This window comes from Sphingomonas sp. Leaf20, assembly GCF_001421535.1.
Lineage (GTDB): Bacteria > Pseudomonadota > Alphaproteobacteria > Sphingomonadales > Sphingomonadaceae > Sphingomonas.
Map to the genome: position 1 here is coordinate 1,667,044 of NZ_LMKN01000001.1, position 17,957 is coordinate 1,685,000.

The following is a 17,957-nucleotide window of genomic DNA, read 5'->3' on the forward strand; positions in this document are numbered from 1 at the left end:
TAGATGATGAAGCATGCACATAAGACTGCCGCCGCGGCGGTACTCGGGTTCGGAGCGACGCTGGTCGCCGCCGTGCCCGCCTGGGCACAAGAGGTCGCCGCACCCGTAGCAGCGCCCGTCGTCGCTACCGTCAACAAGGGCGATACCGCCTGGATGATGACGTCGACCGTGCTCGTCCTGATGATGATCCTGCCGGGGCTCGCGCTGTTCTATGGCGGCCTGACCCGGTCGAAGAACATGCTGTCGACGATGACGCAGATCGGCGCCGTCGCGGCGCTCGCGATGCTGATCTGGGTGATGTGGGGCTATACGCTGGCGTTCGGTCCCGACGTGACGGACCCGTTCCTCAGCAACTTCATCGGCAGCCTCGACAAGGCGTTCCTGAAGGGCATCACGCCCGCCTCGCAGTCGGCGACGTTCACCGCGGGCGTCGAGATCCCCGAATATGTCTTCGTCTGCTTCCAGATGACGTTCGCGGCGATCACCGTCGCGCTCGTGCTGGGCTCGGTCGTCGAGCGCATGAAATTCTCGGCGGTGATGGTGTTCGGCCTCGTCTGGCTGACGATCGTCTATTTCCCGATCGCGCACATGGTGTGGGCGGCGTCGGGCTATTTCTTCAAGGCCGGCGCGCTGGACTTTGCGGGCGGCACCGTCGTGCACATCAACGCCGGTGTCTCGGCGCTGGTCGCCGCGCTGATCCTCGGCAAGCGGATCGGCTATCCCAAGGAGCCGATGGCGCCGCATTCGCTCGTGATGACGGGTATCGGCACCGGGCTGCTGTGGGTCGGCTGGTTCGGCTTCAACGCGGGTTCGGCACTCGAGGCGAACGGATCGGCGGCGCTGGCGATGATCAACACCTTCGTCGCGACCGCGTCGGCGGCACTGTTCTGGATGCTCGCCGAGAAGCTCTCGGGTCACAAGGGATCCGCGCTCGGCTTCTGCTCGGGCATCGTCGCCGGCCTCGTAGCGGTGACCCCGGCGGCGGGCAATTCCGGTCCGTTCGGTGCGATCATCCTCGGCGCGGTCGCGTCGCTGATCTGCTTCATGGCGGTCTCGAAGCTCAAGCCGCTGCTCGGCTATGACGACTCGCTCGACGCGTTCGGCATTCACGGCATCGGCGGCATGATCGGCGCAATCGGTACCGCGGTGGTCTATGCGCCATCGCTCGGGGGCCCGGGCGCTGCGGATTACGTCATCGGCGCCAAGCTGCTGGTCCAGCTCCAGGCCGTTCTCGTGACGATCATCTGGGCGTCGATCGGCACGGCGATCGCGATCTACATCGCCAAGGCGGTCACCGGACTGCGCGTCTCGCCCGAAGTCGAGGTCGAAGGTCTCGACATCGGCGAACATGGCGAGCGCGCCTACAACTGACATCAGATCGGTAGCGGGCCGGTCGAGCCCGCACCCACGACGTTCCTCCTGCGGACAACCTTGGCCCGGTGCGTATCACGCACTGGGTCTTTTTTCATGCAGGCGTGTCGGTGTGAGGCGCGGCCCTGTCCGCGCGCATGATGCGGCTAGACGCGCACGCTCGGTGCGAGCCGGCGGATGTCGAGCACGTCGACCCGTGCCAGCATGACCGCGCCGATCGCGCGGTCACCCGTCTCGACCAGGATCCCTTCCTGCGTCGCGCGGACCGTGCGCCAGGTGACTTCGCGCACCGCGATCCGCTTGCCGATCCGCTTGACCGCCGCGACACGTCCGTCATCGGCGATCGCGAGCGCACCCAGCCCGTCGGCGCCGACGACAGCCCCTGCGACCGCAAAGTCGCGCAGCTGCGCGTGCGCCGCGTCGGCAGCTTCCTCGGGGGTCTCGATCCGGTTCACGCGTCGCCGTCGTGCGATCGCCCAGCCGCCGCCGGCGGCGATGACCAGCGCCGCGCTCACCGCGCCCCCGATCAGATAGGGGACGATCGCGATCGGGATCATCGCGGCCCTGCGAGCGCGTCCAGCGTGGGGCGGATGCCGCGCAGGTCATAGCCCGCGTCCTCGGCCTGCGCGAGCAACAGATTGGGGTTGCGCCCCGCCTTCGCGGCCGCAAGCGCCCATAGATTGCAGCTGCGCGTGCCCGACCGGCAATAGGCGAGCACGGGGCCGTCCGCCTCGGTCAGCGCCTGCGTCATCGCGTCGATCTGCGGGTGCGAGAACCCCGCATGCGTCACTGGAATCGCGACGTATTTCAGTCCCGCCGCCTCGGCCGCAACGCGGATCGCGTCGCCCGAAGGCTGACCCGCATCCTCGTCGTCGGGGCGGTTGTTGACGATCGTCTTGAAGCCCGCCGCGGCGATGTCCGCGACCTGTTCGACCGCGATCTGCGGTGCGACCGAAATGCTCTCGTTGATATGCCGGATCATGCGGACTCGCGGATAACTGCCAGAAAGGCATCTCCATAGGCGTCGAGTTTGCGCGCGCCAATGCCCGACAGCACGGCAAGCGCCGCACGCGATGCGGGCCGCTGCGCCGCCATGTCACGCAGCACCGAATCGTGGAAGATCACATACGGCGGAACGCCCGCCTCCTTCGCCAGATCGCGGCGGCGGATGCGCAAGGCCTCGAAGAGCGGATCGTCCACGGGGTTGGGCACCGCACCCGCCGCCGCCTTGCGCCGCCGCTCGCGCTTGGGCGGCACGATCACCGACAGCGCGGCCTCGCCCTTCAAAATCGCCTTCGCCGCCGGCCCGAACTCGAGACCGCCATGCGGATTGGTGCGCAGCGCATCCTTCAGCATCAGCGCACGCGATACCGGCTTCAGCAGCGCGACCTCGTCGCCATCGACGATCCCGTACACCGACAGCGCCTCATGCCCGTTCATCAGGCTGCGCTCGCTCGACACGCCCGTCAGGATGCCCTCGATATAACCGACGCCGAACATCTGCCCGGTGCGGAACACCGCCGACAGGAATTTCCGCGCGGTCTCGGTCGCGTCGACCGCGTCGACATTGCCGAGGCAATTGTCGCAATTGCCGCAATCCTCGAGCCGCTCCTCGCCGAAATGCTTCAGCAGGATACGGCGCCTGCATCCCGCGGTCTCGACCAGCCCGCCCATCGCGGTCAGCCGCTGCCGCTCGCCCGCCTGCCGCTCGGGCTCGACCTCGCCGATCCGCTGGCGTGCGCGCGCGAAATCCTCCGCGCCCCAGAACAGGTGCGCGATCGCCGGGTCGCCGTCACGCCCTGCGCGCCCGGTCTCCTGATAATAGGCCTCGATCGATTTCGGCAGCCCGGCATGCGCGACGAACCGGACGTCGGGCTTGTCGATCCCCATCCCGAACGCGACCGTCGCGCAGATCACCATGTCCTCGCTCGCGACGAAATCCGCCTGGTTCTTCGCGCGCACCTGCGGATCGAGCCCGGCATGATAGGCACGCGTCGGCCGCCCGCTCCGCCCCAGCGCCTCGGCGAGTTTCTCGGTCGCGGCGCGCGTCTGCGCATAGACGATCCCCGGCCCCGGGATCTTCTCGAGGATGTCGGCGATCTGCCGATTGACGTTGTCGCGCGCGGAGATCGCATAGCGGATGTTCGGCCGGTCGAACCCCGACACGATCAGCCCCTCGCGCGAGATCCCGAGCTGTTCGAGGATATCTGCCCGCGTATGCGCGTCGGCCGTCGCGGTCAGCGCGAGCCGCGGCACGTCGGGAAAGCTGTCGAGCAGCGGCCGCAACAACCGATAGTCGGGCCGGAAGTCATGCCCCCATTCGCTGACGCAGTGCGCCTCGTCGATCGCGAACAGCGACAGCTTCGCCTGGCCGAGCAGGTTGCGGAAACTCTCGTTCGAGGCCCGCTCGGGGGCGACGTACAAAAGGTCGAGATCGCCCGCGCGGAACCGTGCGATCGTCTCCTCGCGGTTGGTATCGACCGAGGTCAACGTCGCCGCCTTGATCCCGACCGCGGTGGCGGCGCGCAACTGGTCGTGCATCAGCGCGATCAGCGGCGACACGACGACGCACGTCCCCTCGAGCATCGTCGCCGGCAGCTGGTAGCAGAGCGACTTGCCCGCACCCGTCGGCATCACCGCCAGCGTCCGCTGCCCCGCAAGCACGCGGTCGACGACATCGCGCTGCACGCCACGAAAATCAGGAAAGCCGAAGATGCGCTGGAGATCGGGGAGGGGGTCGAGTGCCATTGCCGTCTAGGTAGCGATCCCCCGCGCGATGTCGAGGAGAGCGCGGGTCTTATCGCGACGTAGCATCGGGGCTTGGCATCCCGACCACATCGAATGGCCTCCGCCGGGGAGGCGTAAACACAGTCCAGCCATCCAGCATGTTTAGTCATATTGCTAATTAACAGCTTTACGAATAAACAGTCTCATGGACTCGGTCTTCGACGCCCTTGCACACCCGACCCGCCGCCGCATCCTCGAGCTGCTGAAAGGCGGTGCGATGACCGCAGGGGCGTTGGCCGATGCGTTCGCGGTGTCGAAGCCGACCATGTCCAACCACTTCGCCAAGCTGAAGGCTGCCGGGCTGATCCAGGCCGAAAGCCGGGGCACGTCGATCGTCTACACGCTCGATCTGTCGGTGATGGAGGAGGTGGTGATGGGCTTCATGGGGCGGCTTCGCGTCGGGGCTGCGGATGACGATAAGGGGGACGAGACATGCGTTACCGAAACCTCATCATAGCCTCTGCGGTGACCGCGGGCGGGCTCGCGATCGTCGCCGCGGTCGCGCTCGGGCGGTTGCCGGCGGGGACGCAGCTGCCGACGCATTGGGGCCCCGACGGGCTGCCCGACCGCTTCGCCGATGCGGGGACCGCCTTGTTCATGCCGGTCGCGCTGACGGTCGTGGTGTCGCTGACCATGGCGGCGCTGCCCTCGCTCGAACCGATGCAGCACAAGCTCGAACAATCCGCGCCGCTCTATCGCACCGCATGGGTCGGTCTGCTGGGGATCATGGTCCTCGTCGAGGCGATGGTCGCCGCCCCGGCGTTCGGGCTCGCGTTGCCCGCGACGACGATGCTGATCGGGATCGGCGTGCTGTTCGTGGCGCTCGGCAACGTCCTCCCAAAGTCGCGCCCCGGCTTTTTTGTGGGCATCCGCACGCCCTGGGCGATCATGGATCCCGACAACTGGATCGCCACGCACCGTTATGGCGGCCGCATCATGGTGGGGGCGGGGTTCGGGTTGATCCTGGTCGCGCTGTCGCCGATGCAAAACGCAACGCGCACGTCGTTCGTCATCGCGCTGCTGCTGGTGATGATCGCGACGCCGATCCTCTACTCGTTCTTCTACTGGCGGCGGACGCACAGGGCGGGGTGAGCCCGGTCCGAGGAGCGCAGCGCCAGTGCGTCGCTACTCGGCCGCCAGCGCCCCGTCATCCTGCCCCGCACGCTCCTGCGCCTGGCGGTTCCACATCTCCGCATAGACGCCGTCCGCGCGCAGCAGCTCGCCATGCGTGCCCTTCTCGACGATCCGCCCTGCGTCGAGCACGACGATCTGGTCGGCATGCACCACGGTCGACAGCCGGTGCGCGATCACGATCGTGGTGCGGCCGCGCTCGATCGCCTCGAGCGTGTCGAGGATCTCCGCCTCGGTACGGCTGTCGAGCGCGGACGTCGCCTCGTCGAGGATCAGGATCGGCGGGTTCTTGAGGAGCGTGCGTGCGATCGCCACGCGCTGTTTCTCGCCGCCCGACAGCTTCAGCCCGCGCTCGCCGACGCGCGTCGCATAGCCTTGCGGCTGGCGCTCGATGAAGCCCGCGATCGCGGCGCCCTTGGCCGCCATCTCGACCTCGGGCATCTCGGCGCCTTCGCGGCCGTACGCGATGTTGTAGCCGATCGTGTCGTTGAACAGCACGGTGTCCTGCGGAACGATGCCGATCGCGGCGCGCAGTGATGCCTGGCGTACCTGCGCGATGTCCTGCCCGTCGACGGTGATCCGCCCGCCTGTCAGGTCGTAGAACCGGTACAGCAGCCGCGCGAGCGTCGACTTGCCCGCGCCCGACGGCCCGACCACCGCGAGCGTCGATCCCGCGGGCACGTCGAGCTCGAGGTCGCGCAGGATCGGCCGGCCCGCGTCATAGCCGAACGAGACATTCTCGAACCGGACATGCCCCGCACTCACCGCGAGCGCAGGCGCGTCGGCCATGTCGACGACGGAGGCGGGCGTGTCGATCAGGTCGAACATCGCCGCCATGTCGAGCGCGCCCTGGCGGATCGTGCGATACACCATTCCCAGCAGGTCGAGCGGCCGGAACAGCTGCGCGAGCAACGTCGACACGAACACCACGTCACCCGCCGACGCCTCGCCGCGACTCCATCGCCACACGACGAACCCCATCCCGCCCGCGAGCATCAGGTTGGTGATCAGCGCCTGGCCGAGGTTGAGCCAGGCAAGAGAATTCTCGCTCTTCACCGCGGCTTCGGAATAGGCGGTGATCGCGCTGTCGTAGCGCTTGGCCTCGCGTTCCTCAGCGCCGAAATACTTGACCGTCTCGAAGTTCAGCAGCGAATCCACCGCGTGCGCGACCGCACCGGTATCGAGGTCGTTCATGCGTGCCCGGAGGGCATTGCGCCAGTCGGTGACCATCCGCGTGAACGCGATATAGCCGACCACCATCACGACGGTCGCGACGACGAGCGGCCAGCCGAACTTGGTCCAGAACAGCCCCAGCACCAGCACGAGTTCGAACAGCGTCGGCGCGATGTTGAACAGCAGGAAGTAGAGCATCGTATCGATGCTCTTGGTGCCACGCTCGACGACCTTGGTCACCGCGCCCGTCCGCCTGGACAGATGGAAATCGAGGCTCAGCGCATGGAGGTGGCGAAACACCTGCGCGGCGAGGCGCCGCGACGCATCCTGCCCGACACGCTCGAACACCGCGTTGCGCAGATTGTCGAACAGCGTCGTGCCGAACCGCGACGCGGCGTACCCGACCACCAGCAGAGCCACGAGCGTCAGCGCGCCGCGGTCGTTCCCCGCCATCCGGTCGACCGCATATTTGAGCGTGAACGCCGCACCGAAGACCTGCACCAGCTTCGATGCGATCACGAGCAGCATCGCGACGACGATCCGCGCCTTCAGCCTGGGCTGCCCCGCCGGCCACAGGAATGGCAGGAAGCGGCGGAGCGTCGGCAGCAGAGGCTGGTCCGCGCGGGTGGAGGTGTAGGTATCAGGGGGCATTGCTGGTGGGGATGTAGGCGCGGTCAAGCCCCGGCGAAAGCGGTTGGGGGAACAATCCTGCCACTTCGTCGCTTTTCTATTTCGATTGGAGAATGAAATGGAACCGCTGTTCTACGTCATGGCCATCATGGGTTGCGGTGACGGCAACATCAATTGCACCGAAGCCCGGGTGATCCCGGCACGCTATGAGACGATGGCACAGTGCCGCGCGGCGCTGCCCGACCAGCTGGCGCAGAACACCGACGTTCCCTACCCGATGATCGGCGCAAATTGCCGCGCGCAGGGGCAGTATATCGCCAAGGCCGGCAAGGCGAAGGCGCAGGGCTGAGCCTCCGCTCGGCAGTACGGACTAGCCCTTGGGGCGCGTCCACAAGCGTGCGTCACGGGGCCGCCTCGGATAGAGCTTCTCCCGATTGGCTGCCTCTCGTGCGGCTGTCACGATAAACCCCAGCTTCTGCATCCCCGACGTCGTAACGCGGTGGTCCCATGCGTGCTCGCCGCGCGACGCAACGGCCCGCCCGATAGCGCCGTAGATCCCCGCCGCCGCGAGTACCGCCCAAGCCGATCGGAACGACAGCGCCGGGGTCCCCTCGCGGGCGCTGGCTTCGAACGCAGCGGCGCGATCCGCCATCCGCTTCGACAAGACGGCAAGCCGTGACCGGAAAGGCGGTTTCATGTGCTGACCGGGGGGAAAGTCCATCTCGACCAGCCATTCGATCGGCAGATAGCAGCGCCCGACCCGGTCATCCTCCTCGATATCGCGCGCGATATTGGCGAGCTGGAACGCCATGCCGAGGTCGCAGGCGCGGTCGAGCGTATCCTCGTCGTCGGGATCGACGCCCATCACGACCGCCATCATGCAGCCGACGACGCCCGCGACATGGTAACAATAGCGGTACAGGTCGTTTTCGGAACGCGGGCGCCAGTCTTCCGCATCGAGCGCGAAGCCGGCGACGAGATCGCGCGCGAACCGCCTGGGCATCCGGGTTTCCGCCGCGACGATCCTGAGCGCATCGAATGCGGGTTCGCCGACGACCTCGCCCGCGAGCGCCTGCTCGGTCATCGCCGACAGCGCCGCGAGCCGTTCGGGCGCGTCGTGGACCACGGTCATGCCGTGGCCATGGTCCTGCCCGTCCGCGATATCGTCGCACCGCCGGCACCAGGCGTAAAGCAGCCATGCGCGCTCGCGCGTCGGCTTGTCGAACAACAGGCTCGCGGCGGCGAAACTCTTCGAACCGCGCGCGATCGATTCATGCGCGGTCGCGACGATCGCCTCGCGCGAGGGGAGGGGGTGGCTCATGCGCGCACGCGCGCCACGATGGCGGCGACCACCCCGGCGAAGGCCGGGGTCCGGCTGGAAAACCAGACTTGGCTCACGCCGCGCGTCGTTACTTTGGCCGCCTCAACTGAACCCTGGCCTTCGCCGGGGTGGCGGCGAGTAATGGAGTGCGCCGTCAACCTCACAGGTCCGACGCGTTCATCCGCACGATCGGCTGGGTCGGGACGTGGTTCGCCATCCGGTCGAGCAGCACGTCGAGCGTGTCCGCGACGATCAGCAGGTCGCGGTGCTGCGGTCGCAGGAAACCGACCTCGCCCATCTTGTCCCAGAACGCGATCAGATGGTCATAATAGCCGGCGCTGTTGAGCAATCCGACAGGATCCGCGTGATAGCCGAGCTGCGCCCAGCTGAGCGCCTCCCACAGTTCGTCCATCGTCCCCGTGCCGCCGGGGATCGTGACGAACCCGTCCGACAGATCGGTGAAGAGTTGCTTGCGCTGGTGCATGCCCTGCACGACGTGAAGCGCGGTCAGCCCGCGATGCGCGACCTCGGCATCGACGAGCGCCTGCGGGATCACGCCGATCACCTCGCCACCGCGCTCGAGCGCGCCATCGGCGATCGCGCCCATCAACCCTGTCCGGCCACCGCCATAGACGAGCCCGATTCCGCGCTCGGCAAAGGTCCGCCCCAGCGCGCGGGCGCCCTCGATGTAGATCGGGTCCGCCGGTGTGGCCGACCCGCAATAGACTGCAAGACGTTTCATAGCGCACCGCTAAGGGATGCGCGCCTGCGCCACAAGTCGCTCTGATACCTGCCTGGCGAAGTGACGGGCGCGGTGACTAGCGCAGTGTTCGAACCGGCCGGTCGCGGCCGGTTCGAACGGTCAGTCGCTCAGCATTTCGACCGACACAGATCGCCGGCCGCTTGCGCGGCCACAACGCACACCTGTTTGGCGGTGGGGTTCGTCAATCTGCTGCACAATGCGGTCGCGGCGGCTTCGGCTGCGTTGCAGATCATCGTGCAGAAGCCGCCGACGTCGGCGATCGCGGTGCCGTCGTCCGTCGCTTCGATCGTCTCGCCGGTAAAATGCGCGCCGATAATGCTCGAAATCTCGTTCTGCTCGGTGGCGCTCAGTGCGTTCCAGTCCTGCTTGTTTACCTTGATGGTCATGTCGTCATCCTTCCTATGTGGTCAGAGCGGCCGCTCGACAGGAAGGGTAGGGGATCGTCAGCGCTGCACCATCGACGATCCATCCGTTTCGGCGGCGTGGAAAACACACAGGTCGCAGTTGGAAGATAAGTGATCGATGCGGAGGCGGCGGTTGCCAAAATCACCACCATTCCGGACCATGTCATTCCGGCAAGCCAAGCAGACACCCAGCCTGCAACGACGTGAAATCTTCGACTGGGGCGGCGCAATGGGTGGGACAGCCTGTGCAATCACCACCCATCGCATCGCGCGCCGCGGTATTACTTCTCGCTTTCGAGCATCAACCGCGCCGTCGCCTTGGCGCTACCGACGACGCCCGGAATGCCGGCGCCCGGATGCGTTCCCGCGCCGACGAAGTACAGGTTCGGAATATGATCGTCGCGGTTGTGCACGCGGAAATACGCGCTCTGCGTCAGTACCGGTTCGAGCGAGAATGCCGAGCCCAGATGCGCGTTGAGATCCTGTGCGAAGTCCTTTGGCGCATAGCTGAACTTGGTCACGATCCGCTCATGGATATCGGGAATCAGCCGCCGGCCGATCTCGTCGAGGATGCGCTTTTCGAGGATCGGGCCGATCTCGTCCCAGTCGACCGGGAACTTGCCCATGTGTGGCACCGGCGCGAGCGCATAGAAGGTCGAATGCCCCTCCGGGGCGAGCGACGGATCGGTCACCGTCGGATGGTGCAGGTAGAGCGAGAAATCCTCCGACAGCACGCCGTGATCGTAGATGTCCGACAGCAGCCCCTTATAGCGCGGTCCGAACAGGATCATGTGGTGCGGGATGCCCGGCCACGTGCCCTTGATCCCGAAATGCACGACGAACAGCGACGGGCTGTACTTCTTGCGCTCGAGCGACGCCTTCTTGCGCTGTCCGCTGCGCGAGGTCGCGAGCAGGTCGCGATAGGTGTGCATGATGTCGCTGTTCGCGGCCACCGCATCCGCCTGCGCCGACCAGCCGCTTGCGCAGACCACGCCCGTGGCGCGGTCGCCCAGCGTCTCGATCGAGGTCACCGGATCATCGAGCCTGAGCACGCCGCCCAGCCGCTCGAACTGCGTCACCAGCGCCGCGACGAGGCGGTTCGTGCCGCCGCGCGCGAACCAGACGCCGCCATCGCGCTCCAGCTTGTGGATCAGCGCGTAGATCGCGCTCGTCGTCATCGGATTGCCGCCGACCAGCAGCGTGTGGAAGCTCAGCGCCTCGCGCAGCTTCTCCGACTTCACGAAGCCCGACACGATCGAATAGACCGAGCGCCACGCCTGGTATTTCGCGAGCGCGGGCGCGGCCTTGATCATCGACCCGAAGTCGAGGAACGCGACATGGCCAAGCTTTTCATAGCCTTCGCGGAACACGCCTGCCGAATATTCGAGGAACTTCTCGTATCCCGCCCAGTCGCCGGGGTGAAGCTTCTCGATCTCGGCGCGCATCTGCACGTCGTCGTTGGTGTAGTCGAAATTGGTCCCGTCCGCCCAGTTGAGCCGGTAGAAGGGCAGCACCGGGTCGAGCGTCACGTCCGCGCTCATCTCGTGCCCGCTCAGCGCCCATAGCTCGCGCAGGCAGTCGGGATCGGTGATGACGGTCGGGCCTGCGTCGAAGGTGAACCCGTCACGTTCCCAGAAATAGCCGCGCCCGCCCGGCTTGTCGCGGCTCTCGACGATGGTCGTCTGCACACCCGCCGCTTGCAGCCGGATCGCAAGCGCCAGCCCACCGAACCCTGCACCGATGACGATAGCTGTCTTCATGATCTCATACTGCCTGCGATGGCGCGAACGGCGCGCGCGATGGGGACGGGGGGCTTGCCGGTGAGAATGCGTGCCTTGTCGGTCATGGTCGAGCGTCCGGCATAGAAGCGGCCGATCAGCGATGGCGACAGCCGGTAGAAGCGTTCGAGGATCCGATAGCGTTCCGCCGGTTCCGATGCGCGGAACAACATCGTGTCGAGCATGCGATAGAAACCGCGGCGTTTCCACGTCGCGCGCGCCATCGCATAGGTCGTGTCGTGGAGCGTGCCGCCCGAGAAATCGTGCAGCGCGGCGATCGCCGACGCGGTCCGCACCGCATCGGGCAGCGAATAGCCGGTGGTCGGGTGGAACATCCCCGCGCGCATCCCCGCCTTGGCGACGCGCGCGCCGGTCGACCGCCAATAGGCCTCGAAATCGCCCCCCATCGCGACCGGCAGCACGCCCGATTCCTCGCGCGCGATCGCCTTGACCGACCAGCCGCGGGCCGCGACATAGGCGTCGATCCGCTCGCGCAGCACCGGTACGTCGAGATCGGGCGTGTCGCTGTAATAGGTATCCTCGACGAACATCCGCCGCGCCTTGAACGGCAGGCAATAGACGAAGCGATAGCCGTCGATCTGCTCGACGCTCGCGTCCATCACCATCGGCCGCGGTGCCTTGTGCATCGCGCCGAGCTTCAGCTCGCGGCCCAGGAATTTCTGCCACGCCAGATCGAGCAGCGACAGGTCGCCCGGCCCGCGCGCGTCGATCACGCCGGTCGCCTCGATCCGGTCGCCATCCGCCAGCACCACCGCGGTCGCGCTCGCGCCAAGCACCTTGCGCCCGAGCATCAGCGCGTCGCGCGGCAGCACGCGGCGCACCTCGCGGTCGAGCTGTTCGCTTTCGATCGAATAATAGGTCTCGTCGATCGTGCGCGCATGCGCGGGGAAATGCACGTCGTAGCCGCGCCACGCATGCACCACGAGCGGCGCGACGATCCAGCGATCGGTCTGCGCCACGTCGCTGCCGAAGAAGGACCAGAGGTGATTGCCGCCGACGCTGTCGGCCGAATCGACCAGGCGCACGTCGAGCGTCGGATGCTTGGCTTTGAGCGCCAGCGCGATCATCCCGCCGGCCAGACCCGCGCCGACGATCGCGACGTCGCAGGGGATCGTCGATGCCATGGCTCCGACTAGCGCAAAGCTGCGCCCCGGCAAACAGCCTTTCCCGTGCAATCGCGGGCGAAGACAATCTGCATTGCCAACCGGACGACGGGCGGGATGCGGAGCCTTCGACGGAGCCTGTGACGCAGCCCTCGGGAAGGCCGGGAACCGCGTCGCGCGATCCTGTCAAAACACCCTCAGCGAGCGCCGCCCGCACACGAAGAGGCATGGCGCGCCGCGACCATCTCCGCCACTATGCCGGCAGCAACACCGGATCCGCCATGCCGCCCACACACCCGACGCCCACGCACCCGACGCCCGCCAGCGACGCCAGTCACCGCCATCCGCCGGCCCCGACGCTCACGACCGCGCGGCTGACGCTGAGCGGTCACGCGCCTGCCGATCTCGACGAGTGTGCGGCGATGTGGGCGGATCCGCGCGTCTACGCGATGATCGGCGGCGTGCCGCGCAGTCGCGAGGACGTGTGGATACGGCTGCTGCGTTCGATCGGGCAATGGGCCGCCTATGGCTATGGCAGCTGGATCGTGCGCGAGACCGCGACCGGGCGGCTGATCGGCGATCTCGGCCTGATCGAGGCGCGGCGGGCGATCCTGCCGCCGATCGACGGCCCGGGCGCGACAGGTCCCGAAGTCGGCTGGACGCTGACCGGGGAGGCGCAGGGGCAGGGCTATGCATCGGAAGCGCTCGCCGCGGTGTTTGCGTGGACCGATCCGCGCTTCCCCGTCACGACGTGCATCATCGATCCGGACAACGCGCCCTCGCTCCGGCTCGCCGCGCGCTTCGGCTATCTCGAGCGCGTGACCGGCCGCTATCACGACAAGCCTATCCTGATCCTCGATCGTCACGCTGGGTCTGGACCGCGGGCATAGGCCGGATTTCCAAAGCCGTTCCAGTCCTGCGGGAAACGTGCATTCTTCGCGCCCGACACCCCATTACCCCGCCCGCAAAAAGCCCCTATACGCAGCGGCATGACGATCGCGCTGGCCATCCTTCTTTCTGCGTTCGCGATGACGGTGATCGTCGGCGTGCGCTATCTCATCGTGTCGGGTGCGTTCGCCGCGGCGACGCGCGTGCGGCATCCGGGGCTCTATCGCGGGCTCGATGCACAGATGCGGCGCGAGATCGTCTGGAGCATCGCCTCGGCGGCGATCTACGGCGTGCCCGCAGGCGTCGTTGCCTGGGGGTGGCAGAATCGCGGCTGGACGCAGATCTATACCGACATCCACGCGATGCCGCTCTGGTATCTGCCCGTGTCGGTGCTGCTGTTCCTCGCAGCGCACGATAGCTGGTTCTACTGGACGCATCGCTGGATGCACCGGCCCAAGCCGTTCAAGCTCGCGCATGCGCTGCACCACGCCAGCCGTCCGCCGACCGCCTGGGCGGCGATGGCGTTCCATCCGATCGAGGCGATCACCGGCGCTGTGATAATTCCGCTACTGGTGTTCCTGATTCCGATCCATGTCGGTGGACTGGGTTTGGTCCTGACGATCATGACGGTTATGGGAGTCACGAACCATATGGGGTGGGAAGTTTTTCCCCGGTTCATCTGGCGGGGGGCATTGGGGGAATGGCTGATCACGGCCAGCCACCATCAGCGACATCACGAACAGTACAGGTGCAATTATGGGCTCTATTTCCGATTTTGGGATCGGCTCTGCGGCACCGACCGAGGCCTTGGCGACTTCAGCAAGTCGCATGACAAGGCGGCACGCGCCCATGCTGCGGCTCGCGGCGGCGGCAGTGATATGGGCCACCCTGGCGGCGGCGGCGCCGGTCACGCGGCTTGACGTCCGCGTCGACAATGTCCGCTCGACCAAGGGGTTGATCCGGATCTGCCTGACCGCCGACCCGCAGAATTTTCCGGCCTGCATCGACGACGCGAACGCGCTGACCCGCAACCTGCCCGCGAACGAGCGGACGACCAGTTTCGCCGGACTCCCGCAGCGCGGCTATGCGCTCGCGATCATTCATGACGAGAATGGCAATTCGAAGCTCGACACGTTCGCGGGTATTCCGCGCGAGGGCTTTGGCTTCTCGCGCAACGCCCCGGTGCGTTTCGGGCCACCGTCCTTTTCCGCCGCGCGCTTCGCGGTCGCCGGTGATGCCGAAATACAACAAGTAAAAATGCGTTATATCTTCTGACGTTGATAGCGGACCGAATGACGCACTGCCGCGTTGCGCGGTGGAACCTTTTTGTCCGGAGCACGTCCTTGCGCGCATTCTCTCTCGTCCTGACTGCCGCAACCGCGGCGTTTGCTGTCGCCACCCCGGCGCTTGCGCAGACCGATCCCAACCCCACCCCGCCGATCACCGATCCCGCCGACAACAACCGCATCACGCTCGGGCTGGGCGTCGCGTCGCTCCCCGATTACGAGGGCGCGGACAGCAACAGCTTCACCCCCGGCGCGGTCGCGATTGGGACGGTGCGCGGGCATGACTTCTTCACGCGCGGGACGCAGCTCTACGTCAATCTCATCCCGAACACGGGCGGCGTCGGCATCAACTACGAAGTCGGTGTCATCGCCGCGGTCCGCACCGATCGCACCGGCCGGGTCGACAACCGCCAGGTCCGCGCGCTCGGCAAGATCGACACCGCGTACGAAGTCGGCGGCTTTGTCGGGATCGGCAAGACCGGCGTCATCACCAGCGATTACGACACGCTGACCGCGCGCGTCGCCTATATCCACGACGTGTCGGGCACGCACGACAGCTATGTCATCACCCCGCAGGTCAACTATACGACGCCGTTGTCGGTCCGCACCTTGGTCGCGTTCGGCCTGTCGGCGGATTATGCGGGCAAGGGCTTCGGCCGGACCTATGCCGCGGTCACGCCGATCGGCACGATCAACAGCGGTCTGCGCACCTATGACATCAACGACAGCGGCTTCCGCCGGGTCAACGTCTCGGCGTTCGCGCTGCAGAGCCTGTCGGGCGATCTTCGCCGCGGGTTCGGCGTCGGCGCGGGCGTGCTCTACGGCCGCATGCTCGGCAAGTACAAGGACAGCCCGATCGTCGCGGACGTCGGCGATGCCGATCAGTGGCTGGGCGCCGTGGGCCTGACCTACACCTTCTGATCGCAACAAGCCGATCGACCCGAAAACCCCGTGCGGCCGGCCGCGCGGGGTTTTTCGTTTGCGCCTCCGTCCGTTGCGCCTATGCTCGCCCTACCCCGGGGGAGCGCCGATCCGCGCTTGAGAGGAAGGCAGGAGCCTTCGACCCGCTGAACCTGATCCGGTTGATACCGGCGGAGGGAGGGAGCGGTCGCCACAGAACCGCACGCCTTGCTCCGAGACCTTTAGGAGCAAGCGCATGGCCGATTACGAAGCACGCAGCGAAAAGGCCGATATCGGCGTCACCACCGGCCCCATCCGGGGCTCGCGGAAGATCCATGTCGCGGTGCCCTCCAGCCCCGACGTCCGCGTCGCGATGCGCGAGATCGTCCTCGACCCCAGCTGTTCCGAGCCGCCCCTGCGCGTCTACGACACCAGCGGTCCGTACACCGACCCCAGGGCGACGATCGACATCAACGCCGGCCTCCCACGACTCCGCCGCCAGTGGATCGAGGCGCGCGGCGACGTCGAAAGTTACGACGCGCGCGCGGTCCGGCCCGAGGACAATGGCCAGCTCGGCCCCGACCGCTCGGGCGGCGTCCCGCAATTCCCCGGCAGCATCAAGCGCCCGTTGCGCGCCAGGGCTGGCGCCAATGTAAGCCAGATGCATTACGCGCGCCGCGGCATCATCACGCCCGAGATGGAATATGTCGCGACGCGGGAGAATCTCGGCCGCGCGATGCTGAAAGAGTATAAGCGCGACGGCGAGAGCTTCGGTGCGTCGATCCCCGACTTCGTCACGCCCGAGTTCGTCCGCGACGAGGTCGCACGCGGCCGCGCGATCATCCCCAACAACGTCAACCACCCCGAATCCGAACCGATGGCGATCGGTCGCAACTTCCTGGTCAAGATCAACGCCAATATCGGCAACTCCGCGGTCGCCTCGAACGTGGCGGCCGAGGTCGACAAGCTCGTCTGGTCGATCCGCTGGGGCGCCGACACGGTGATGGACCTGTCGACAGGCCGCAACATCCACGACACGCGCGAATGGATCCTCCGCAACTCGCCCGTCCCGATCGGCACCGTGCCGATCTACCAGGCGCTCGAAAAGGTCGGCGGCGTCGCCGAGGACCTCACCTGGGAGATCTTCCGCGACACGCTGATCGAACAGGCGGAGCAGGGCGTGGATTACTTCACGATCCATGCCGGCGTCCGCCTCGCCTATATCCCGATGACTTCCAAGCGCGTCACCGGCATCGTCAGCCGCGGCGGCTCGATCATGGCGAAATGGTGCCTCAGCCACCACAAGGAGAGCTTCCTCTACGAGCGCTTCGACGAGATCACCGAGATCATGAAGGCGTATGACATCGCCTATTCGCTCGGCGACGGCCTGCGCCCCGGCAGCATCGCCGACGCCAACGACGAGGCACAGTTCAGCGAGCTCTACACGCTCGGTGAACTCACCCACCGCGCGTGGAAGAGCGACGTTCAGGTGATGATCGAGGGCCCCGGCCATGTGCCGATGCACAAGATCAAGGAGAATATGGAAAAGCAGCTCGAGGTCTGCGGCGAAGCCCCCTTCTATACCTTGGGGCCGCTCACCACCGACATCGCGCCGGGCTATGACCATATTACCAGCGGGATCGGCGCGGCGCAGATCGGCTGGTACGGCACCGCGATGCTTTGCTACGTCACGCCCAAGGAGCATCTGGGCTTGCCCGACCGCGACGACGTCAAGGTCGGCGTCGTCACCTACAAGCTCGCCGCGCATGCCGCCGATCTGGCGAAGGGGCATCCCGCCGCGCAGATGCGTGATGACGCCTTGAGCCGCGCGCGCTTCGAATTCCGCTGGCGCGATCAGTTCAATTTGAGCCTCGATCCCGACACGGCCGAGCAGTATCACGACCAGACGCTTCCCGCGGAAGGCGCCAAGACCGCGCATTTCTGCTCGATGTGCGGACCCAAATTTTGCTCGATGAAGATCACGCAGGAGGTTCGCGACTTCGCCGCGAAGCAGAACAGCCCCGCGGACAGTTTCCTCGCCGCCGACGTCGATCATAGCGATGCGGATCGAGCGAACTTCGCCAAGGGCACTCGTGCCGATGCCGAGAAGGGCATGGCCGACATGAGCGAACAGTTCCGCGCGAAGGGCGGCGAGATCTATCTGCCTGCGACGTGAGCCGGGGGGTGAGCCGGGGGACGTCTATGCGGTGACGGGCCGCTTCCTGATCACCGCGATCAGGTCGGCGACCGTCGACCGTGCGAAGACCAGCATCCACGCCGCATAGACCAGCCCGCCGATCGGCACGAGCAGCGCCAGCCGCCAATGCACGTCGATCGGCGGCAGCACCGCGTCGACCATCGTGATGACGAGCGTCATCGTTATCGCGGCCAGCGCCGGCGA

Annotated in this window: 19 protein-coding genes and 1 riboswitch (1 of these 20 running past the window's edge); of the genes, 9 read left to right on the forward strand and 10 right to left on the reverse strand. The window is 66.6% G+C overall.

Features of this window, described 5'->3' with window-relative positions; all coding sequences use genetic code 11:
• Positions 1-6: 6 nt before the first annotated feature.
• Entirely contained in the window at positions 7-1,371 is a 1,365-nt protein-coding gene (locus tag ASE72_RS07670) for an ammonium transporter (RefSeq protein WP_056019246.1), read from the forward strand.
• Between the two features lie 146 nt (positions 1,372-1,517).
• Here the strand turns inward: ASE72_RS07670 and ASE72_RS07675 are convergent, their stop codons facing one another.
• The 3 genes from ASE72_RS07675 to recQ are packed head-to-tail and all read right to left on the reverse strand — an operon-like array spanning position 1,518 to position 4,119.
• Entirely contained in the window at positions 1,518-1,928 is a 411-nt protein-coding gene (locus tag ASE72_RS07675) for a hypothetical protein (protein WP_056018487.1), read from the reverse strand.
• Complete coding sequence (locus ASE72_RS07680; RefSeq protein ID WP_056018489.1) at positions 1,925-2,353, reverse strand: TIGR01244 family sulfur transferase; 429 nt, start codon at positions 2,351-2,353, stop codon at positions 1,925-1,927. The genes ASE72_RS07675 and ASE72_RS07680 overlap by 4 nt, the downstream gene beginning before the upstream one ends.
• Positions 2,350-4,119, reverse strand: a complete 1,770-nt coding sequence (recQ, locus tag ASE72_RS07685) for a DNA helicase RecQ (RefSeq protein ID WP_056018493.1) — start codon at positions 4,117-4,119, stop codon at positions 2,350-2,352. The genes ASE72_RS07680 and recQ overlap by 4 nt, the downstream gene beginning before the upstream one ends.
• Before the next feature lie 184 nt (positions 4,120-4,303).
• Here recQ and ASE72_RS07690 point away from each other — a divergent pair, with 184 nt between their 5' ends.
• On the forward strand, positions 4,304-4,615 hold the full coding sequence (locus tag ASE72_RS07690; protein ID WP_056018496.1) for a metalloregulator ArsR/SmtB family transcription factor: 312 nt from the start codon (positions 4,304-4,306) through the stop codon (positions 4,613-4,615).
• Positions 4,591-5,250 (forward strand): SdpI family protein, encoded by a 660-nt coding sequence (locus tag ASE72_RS07695; RefSeq protein WP_082445834.1) that lies wholly within the window; start codon positions 4,591-4,593, stop codon positions 5,248-5,250. The genes ASE72_RS07690 and ASE72_RS07695 overlap by 25 nt, the downstream gene beginning before the upstream one ends.
• A gap of 33 nt (positions 5,251-5,283) precedes the next feature.
• On the opposite strand, the gene ASE72_RS07700 is transcribed toward ASE72_RS07695, so the two are convergent.
• Entirely contained in the window at positions 5,284-7,113 is a 1,830-nt protein-coding gene (locus tag ASE72_RS07700) for an ABCB family ABC transporter ATP-binding protein/permease (RefSeq protein ID WP_056018503.1), read from the reverse strand.
• A gap of 97 nt (positions 7,114-7,210) precedes the next feature.
• Between ASE72_RS07700 and ASE72_RS07705 the strand changes: the two genes are divergently transcribed.
• Positions 7,211-7,441, forward strand: a complete 231-nt coding sequence (locus ASE72_RS07705) for a hypothetical protein (protein ID WP_056018508.1) — start codon at positions 7,211-7,213, stop codon at positions 7,439-7,441.
• 21 nt (positions 7,442-7,462) lie between these two features.
• Here the strand turns inward: ASE72_RS07705 and ASE72_RS07710 are convergent, their stop codons facing one another.
• The 5 genes from ASE72_RS07710 to crtY all read right to left on the reverse strand — a co-directional run bounded on the left by ASE72_RS07710 (position 7,463) and on the right by crtY (position 12,503).
• Positions 7,463-8,413 (reverse strand): phytoene/squalene synthase family protein, encoded by a 951-nt coding sequence (locus tag ASE72_RS07710; RefSeq protein ID WP_056018510.1) that lies wholly within the window; start codon positions 8,411-8,413, stop codon positions 7,463-7,465.
• A 160-nt stretch (positions 8,414-8,573) separates the two neighbouring features.
• Positions 8,574-9,155 (reverse strand): TIGR00730 family Rossman fold protein, encoded by a 582-nt coding sequence (locus ASE72_RS07715; RefSeq protein ID WP_056018512.1) that lies wholly within the window; start codon positions 9,153-9,155, stop codon positions 8,574-8,576.
• A 128-nt stretch (positions 9,156-9,283) separates the two neighbouring features.
• Positions 9,284-9,562, reverse strand: coding sequence for a hypothetical protein (locus ASE72_RS07720; protein ID WP_056018515.1), 279 nt, complete (start codon positions 9,560-9,562; stop codon positions 9,284-9,286).
• A gap of 299 nt (positions 9,563-9,861) precedes the next feature.
• Entirely contained in the window at positions 9,862-11,340 is a 1,479-nt protein-coding gene (locus ASE72_RS07725; protein WP_056018518.1) for a phytoene desaturase, read from the reverse strand.
• The gene (crtY, locus tag ASE72_RS07730; RefSeq protein ID WP_056018521.1) at positions 11,337-12,503 is read right to left on the reverse strand and encodes a lycopene beta-cyclase CrtY; all 1,167 of its coding nucleotides are present in this window, start codon (positions 12,501-12,503) and stop codon (positions 11,337-11,339) included. The genes ASE72_RS07725 and crtY overlap by 4 nt, the downstream gene beginning before the upstream one ends.
• 206 nt (positions 12,504-12,709) lie before the next feature.
• Here crtY and ASE72_RS07735 point away from each other — a divergent pair, with 206 nt between their 5' ends.
• The 5 genes from ASE72_RS07735 (at position 12,710) to thiC (ending at position 17,732) form a co-directional block, all read left to right on the forward strand.
• Positions 12,710-13,372, forward strand: a complete 663-nt coding sequence (locus ASE72_RS07735) for a GNAT family N-acetyltransferase (protein ID WP_235532272.1) — start codon at positions 12,710-12,712, stop codon at positions 13,370-13,372.
• Between the two features lie 99 nt (positions 13,373-13,471).
• A complete protein-coding gene (locus tag ASE72_RS07740; RefSeq protein WP_056018524.1) occupies positions 13,472-14,290 on the forward strand; it encodes a sterol desaturase family protein in 819 nt (272 codons plus the stop codon).
• Positions 14,244-14,645: a DUF2141 domain-containing protein gene (locus tag ASE72_RS07745; protein WP_327196461.1), complete on the forward strand. Its 402-nt coding sequence runs from the start codon at positions 14,244-14,246 to the stop codon at positions 14,643-14,645. The genes ASE72_RS07740 and ASE72_RS07745 overlap by 47 nt, the downstream gene beginning before the upstream one ends.
• A gap of 68 nt (positions 14,646-14,713) precedes the next feature.
• Positions 14,714-15,577, forward strand: coding sequence for a MipA/OmpV family protein (locus tag ASE72_RS07750; protein ID WP_235532273.1), 864 nt, complete (start codon positions 14,714-14,716; stop codon positions 15,575-15,577).
• A gap of 88 nt (positions 15,578-15,665) precedes the next feature.
• Positions 15,666-15,773: riboswitch (TPP riboswitch) on the forward strand.
• A gap of 39 nt (positions 15,774-15,812) precedes the next feature.
• Positions 15,813-17,732 (forward strand): phosphomethylpyrimidine synthase ThiC, encoded by a 1,920-nt coding sequence (gene thiC, locus ASE72_RS07755; protein ID WP_056018531.1) that lies wholly within the window; start codon positions 15,813-15,815, stop codon positions 17,730-17,732.
• 24 nt (positions 17,733-17,756) lie between these two features.
• Here the strand turns inward: thiC and ASE72_RS07760 are convergent, their stop codons facing one another.
• Positions 17,757-17,957: the 3' end of a lipopolysaccharide biosynthesis protein gene (locus ASE72_RS07760; protein WP_082445886.1), read on the reverse strand. 1,296 nt of this gene lie beyond the right edge of the window; only the last 201 of its 1,497 coding nucleotides appear in the window; the start codon falls outside the window, past its right edge; the stop codon is at positions 17,757-17,759.

Excerpts from the sequence above, each read along its gene's own strand:
- ASE72_RS07670 (WP_056019246.1), top strand. The coding sequence starts at position 7 with ATGAAGCATGCACATAAGACTGCCGCCGCGGCGGTACTCGGGTTCGGA.
- ASE72_RS07675 (WP_056018487.1), bottom strand. The coding sequence starts at position 1,928 with ATGATCCCGATCGCGATCGTCCCCTATCTGATCGGGGGCGCGGTGAGC.
- ASE72_RS07680 (WP_056018489.1), bottom strand. The coding sequence starts at position 2,353 with ATGATCCGGCATATCAACGAGAGCATTTCGGTCGCACCGCAGATCGCG.
- recQ (WP_056018493.1), bottom strand. The coding sequence starts at position 4,119 with ATGGCACTCGACCCCCTCCCCGATCTCCAGCGCATCTTCGGCTTTCCT.
- ASE72_RS07690 (WP_056018496.1), top strand. The coding sequence starts at position 4,304 with ATGGACTCGGTCTTCGACGCCCTTGCACACCCGACCCGCCGCCGCATC.
- ASE72_RS07695 (WP_082445834.1), top strand. The coding sequence starts at position 4,591 with ATGCGTTACCGAAACCTCATCATAGCCTCTGCGGTGACCGCGGGCGGG.
- ASE72_RS07700 (WP_056018503.1), bottom strand. The coding sequence starts at position 7,113 with ATGCCCCCTGATACCTACACCTCCACCCGCGCGGACCAGCCTCTGCTG.
- ASE72_RS07705 (WP_056018508.1), top strand. The coding sequence starts at position 7,211 with ATGGAACCGCTGTTCTACGTCATGGCCATCATGGGTTGCGGTGACGGC.
- ASE72_RS07710 (WP_056018510.1), bottom strand. The coding sequence starts at position 8,413 with ATGAGCCACCCCCTCCCCTCGCGCGAGGCGATCGTCGCGACCGCGCAT.
- ASE72_RS07715 (WP_056018512.1), bottom strand. The coding sequence starts at position 9,155 with ATGAAACGTCTTGCAGTCTATTGCGGGTCGGCCACACCGGCGGACCCG.
- ASE72_RS07720 (WP_056018515.1), bottom strand. The coding sequence starts at position 9,562 with ATGACCATCAAGGTAAACAAGCAGGACTGGAACGCACTGAGCGCCACC.
- ASE72_RS07725 (WP_056018518.1), bottom strand. The coding sequence starts at position 11,340 with ATGAAGACAGCTATCGTCATCGGTGCAGGGTTCGGTGGGCTGGCGCTT.
- crtY (WP_056018521.1), bottom strand. The coding sequence starts at position 12,503 with ATGGCATCGACGATCCCCTGCGACGTCGCGATCGTCGGCGCGGGTCTG.
- ASE72_RS07735 (WP_235532272.1), top strand. The coding sequence starts at position 12,710 with ATGGCGCGCCGCGACCATCTCCGCCACTATGCCGGCAGCAACACCGGA.
- ASE72_RS07740 (WP_056018524.1), top strand. The coding sequence starts at position 13,472 with ATGACGATCGCGCTGGCCATCCTTCTTTCTGCGTTCGCGATGACGGTG.
- thiC (WP_056018531.1), top strand. The coding sequence starts at position 15,813 with ATGGCCGATTACGAAGCACGCAGCGAAAAGGCCGATATCGGCGTCACC.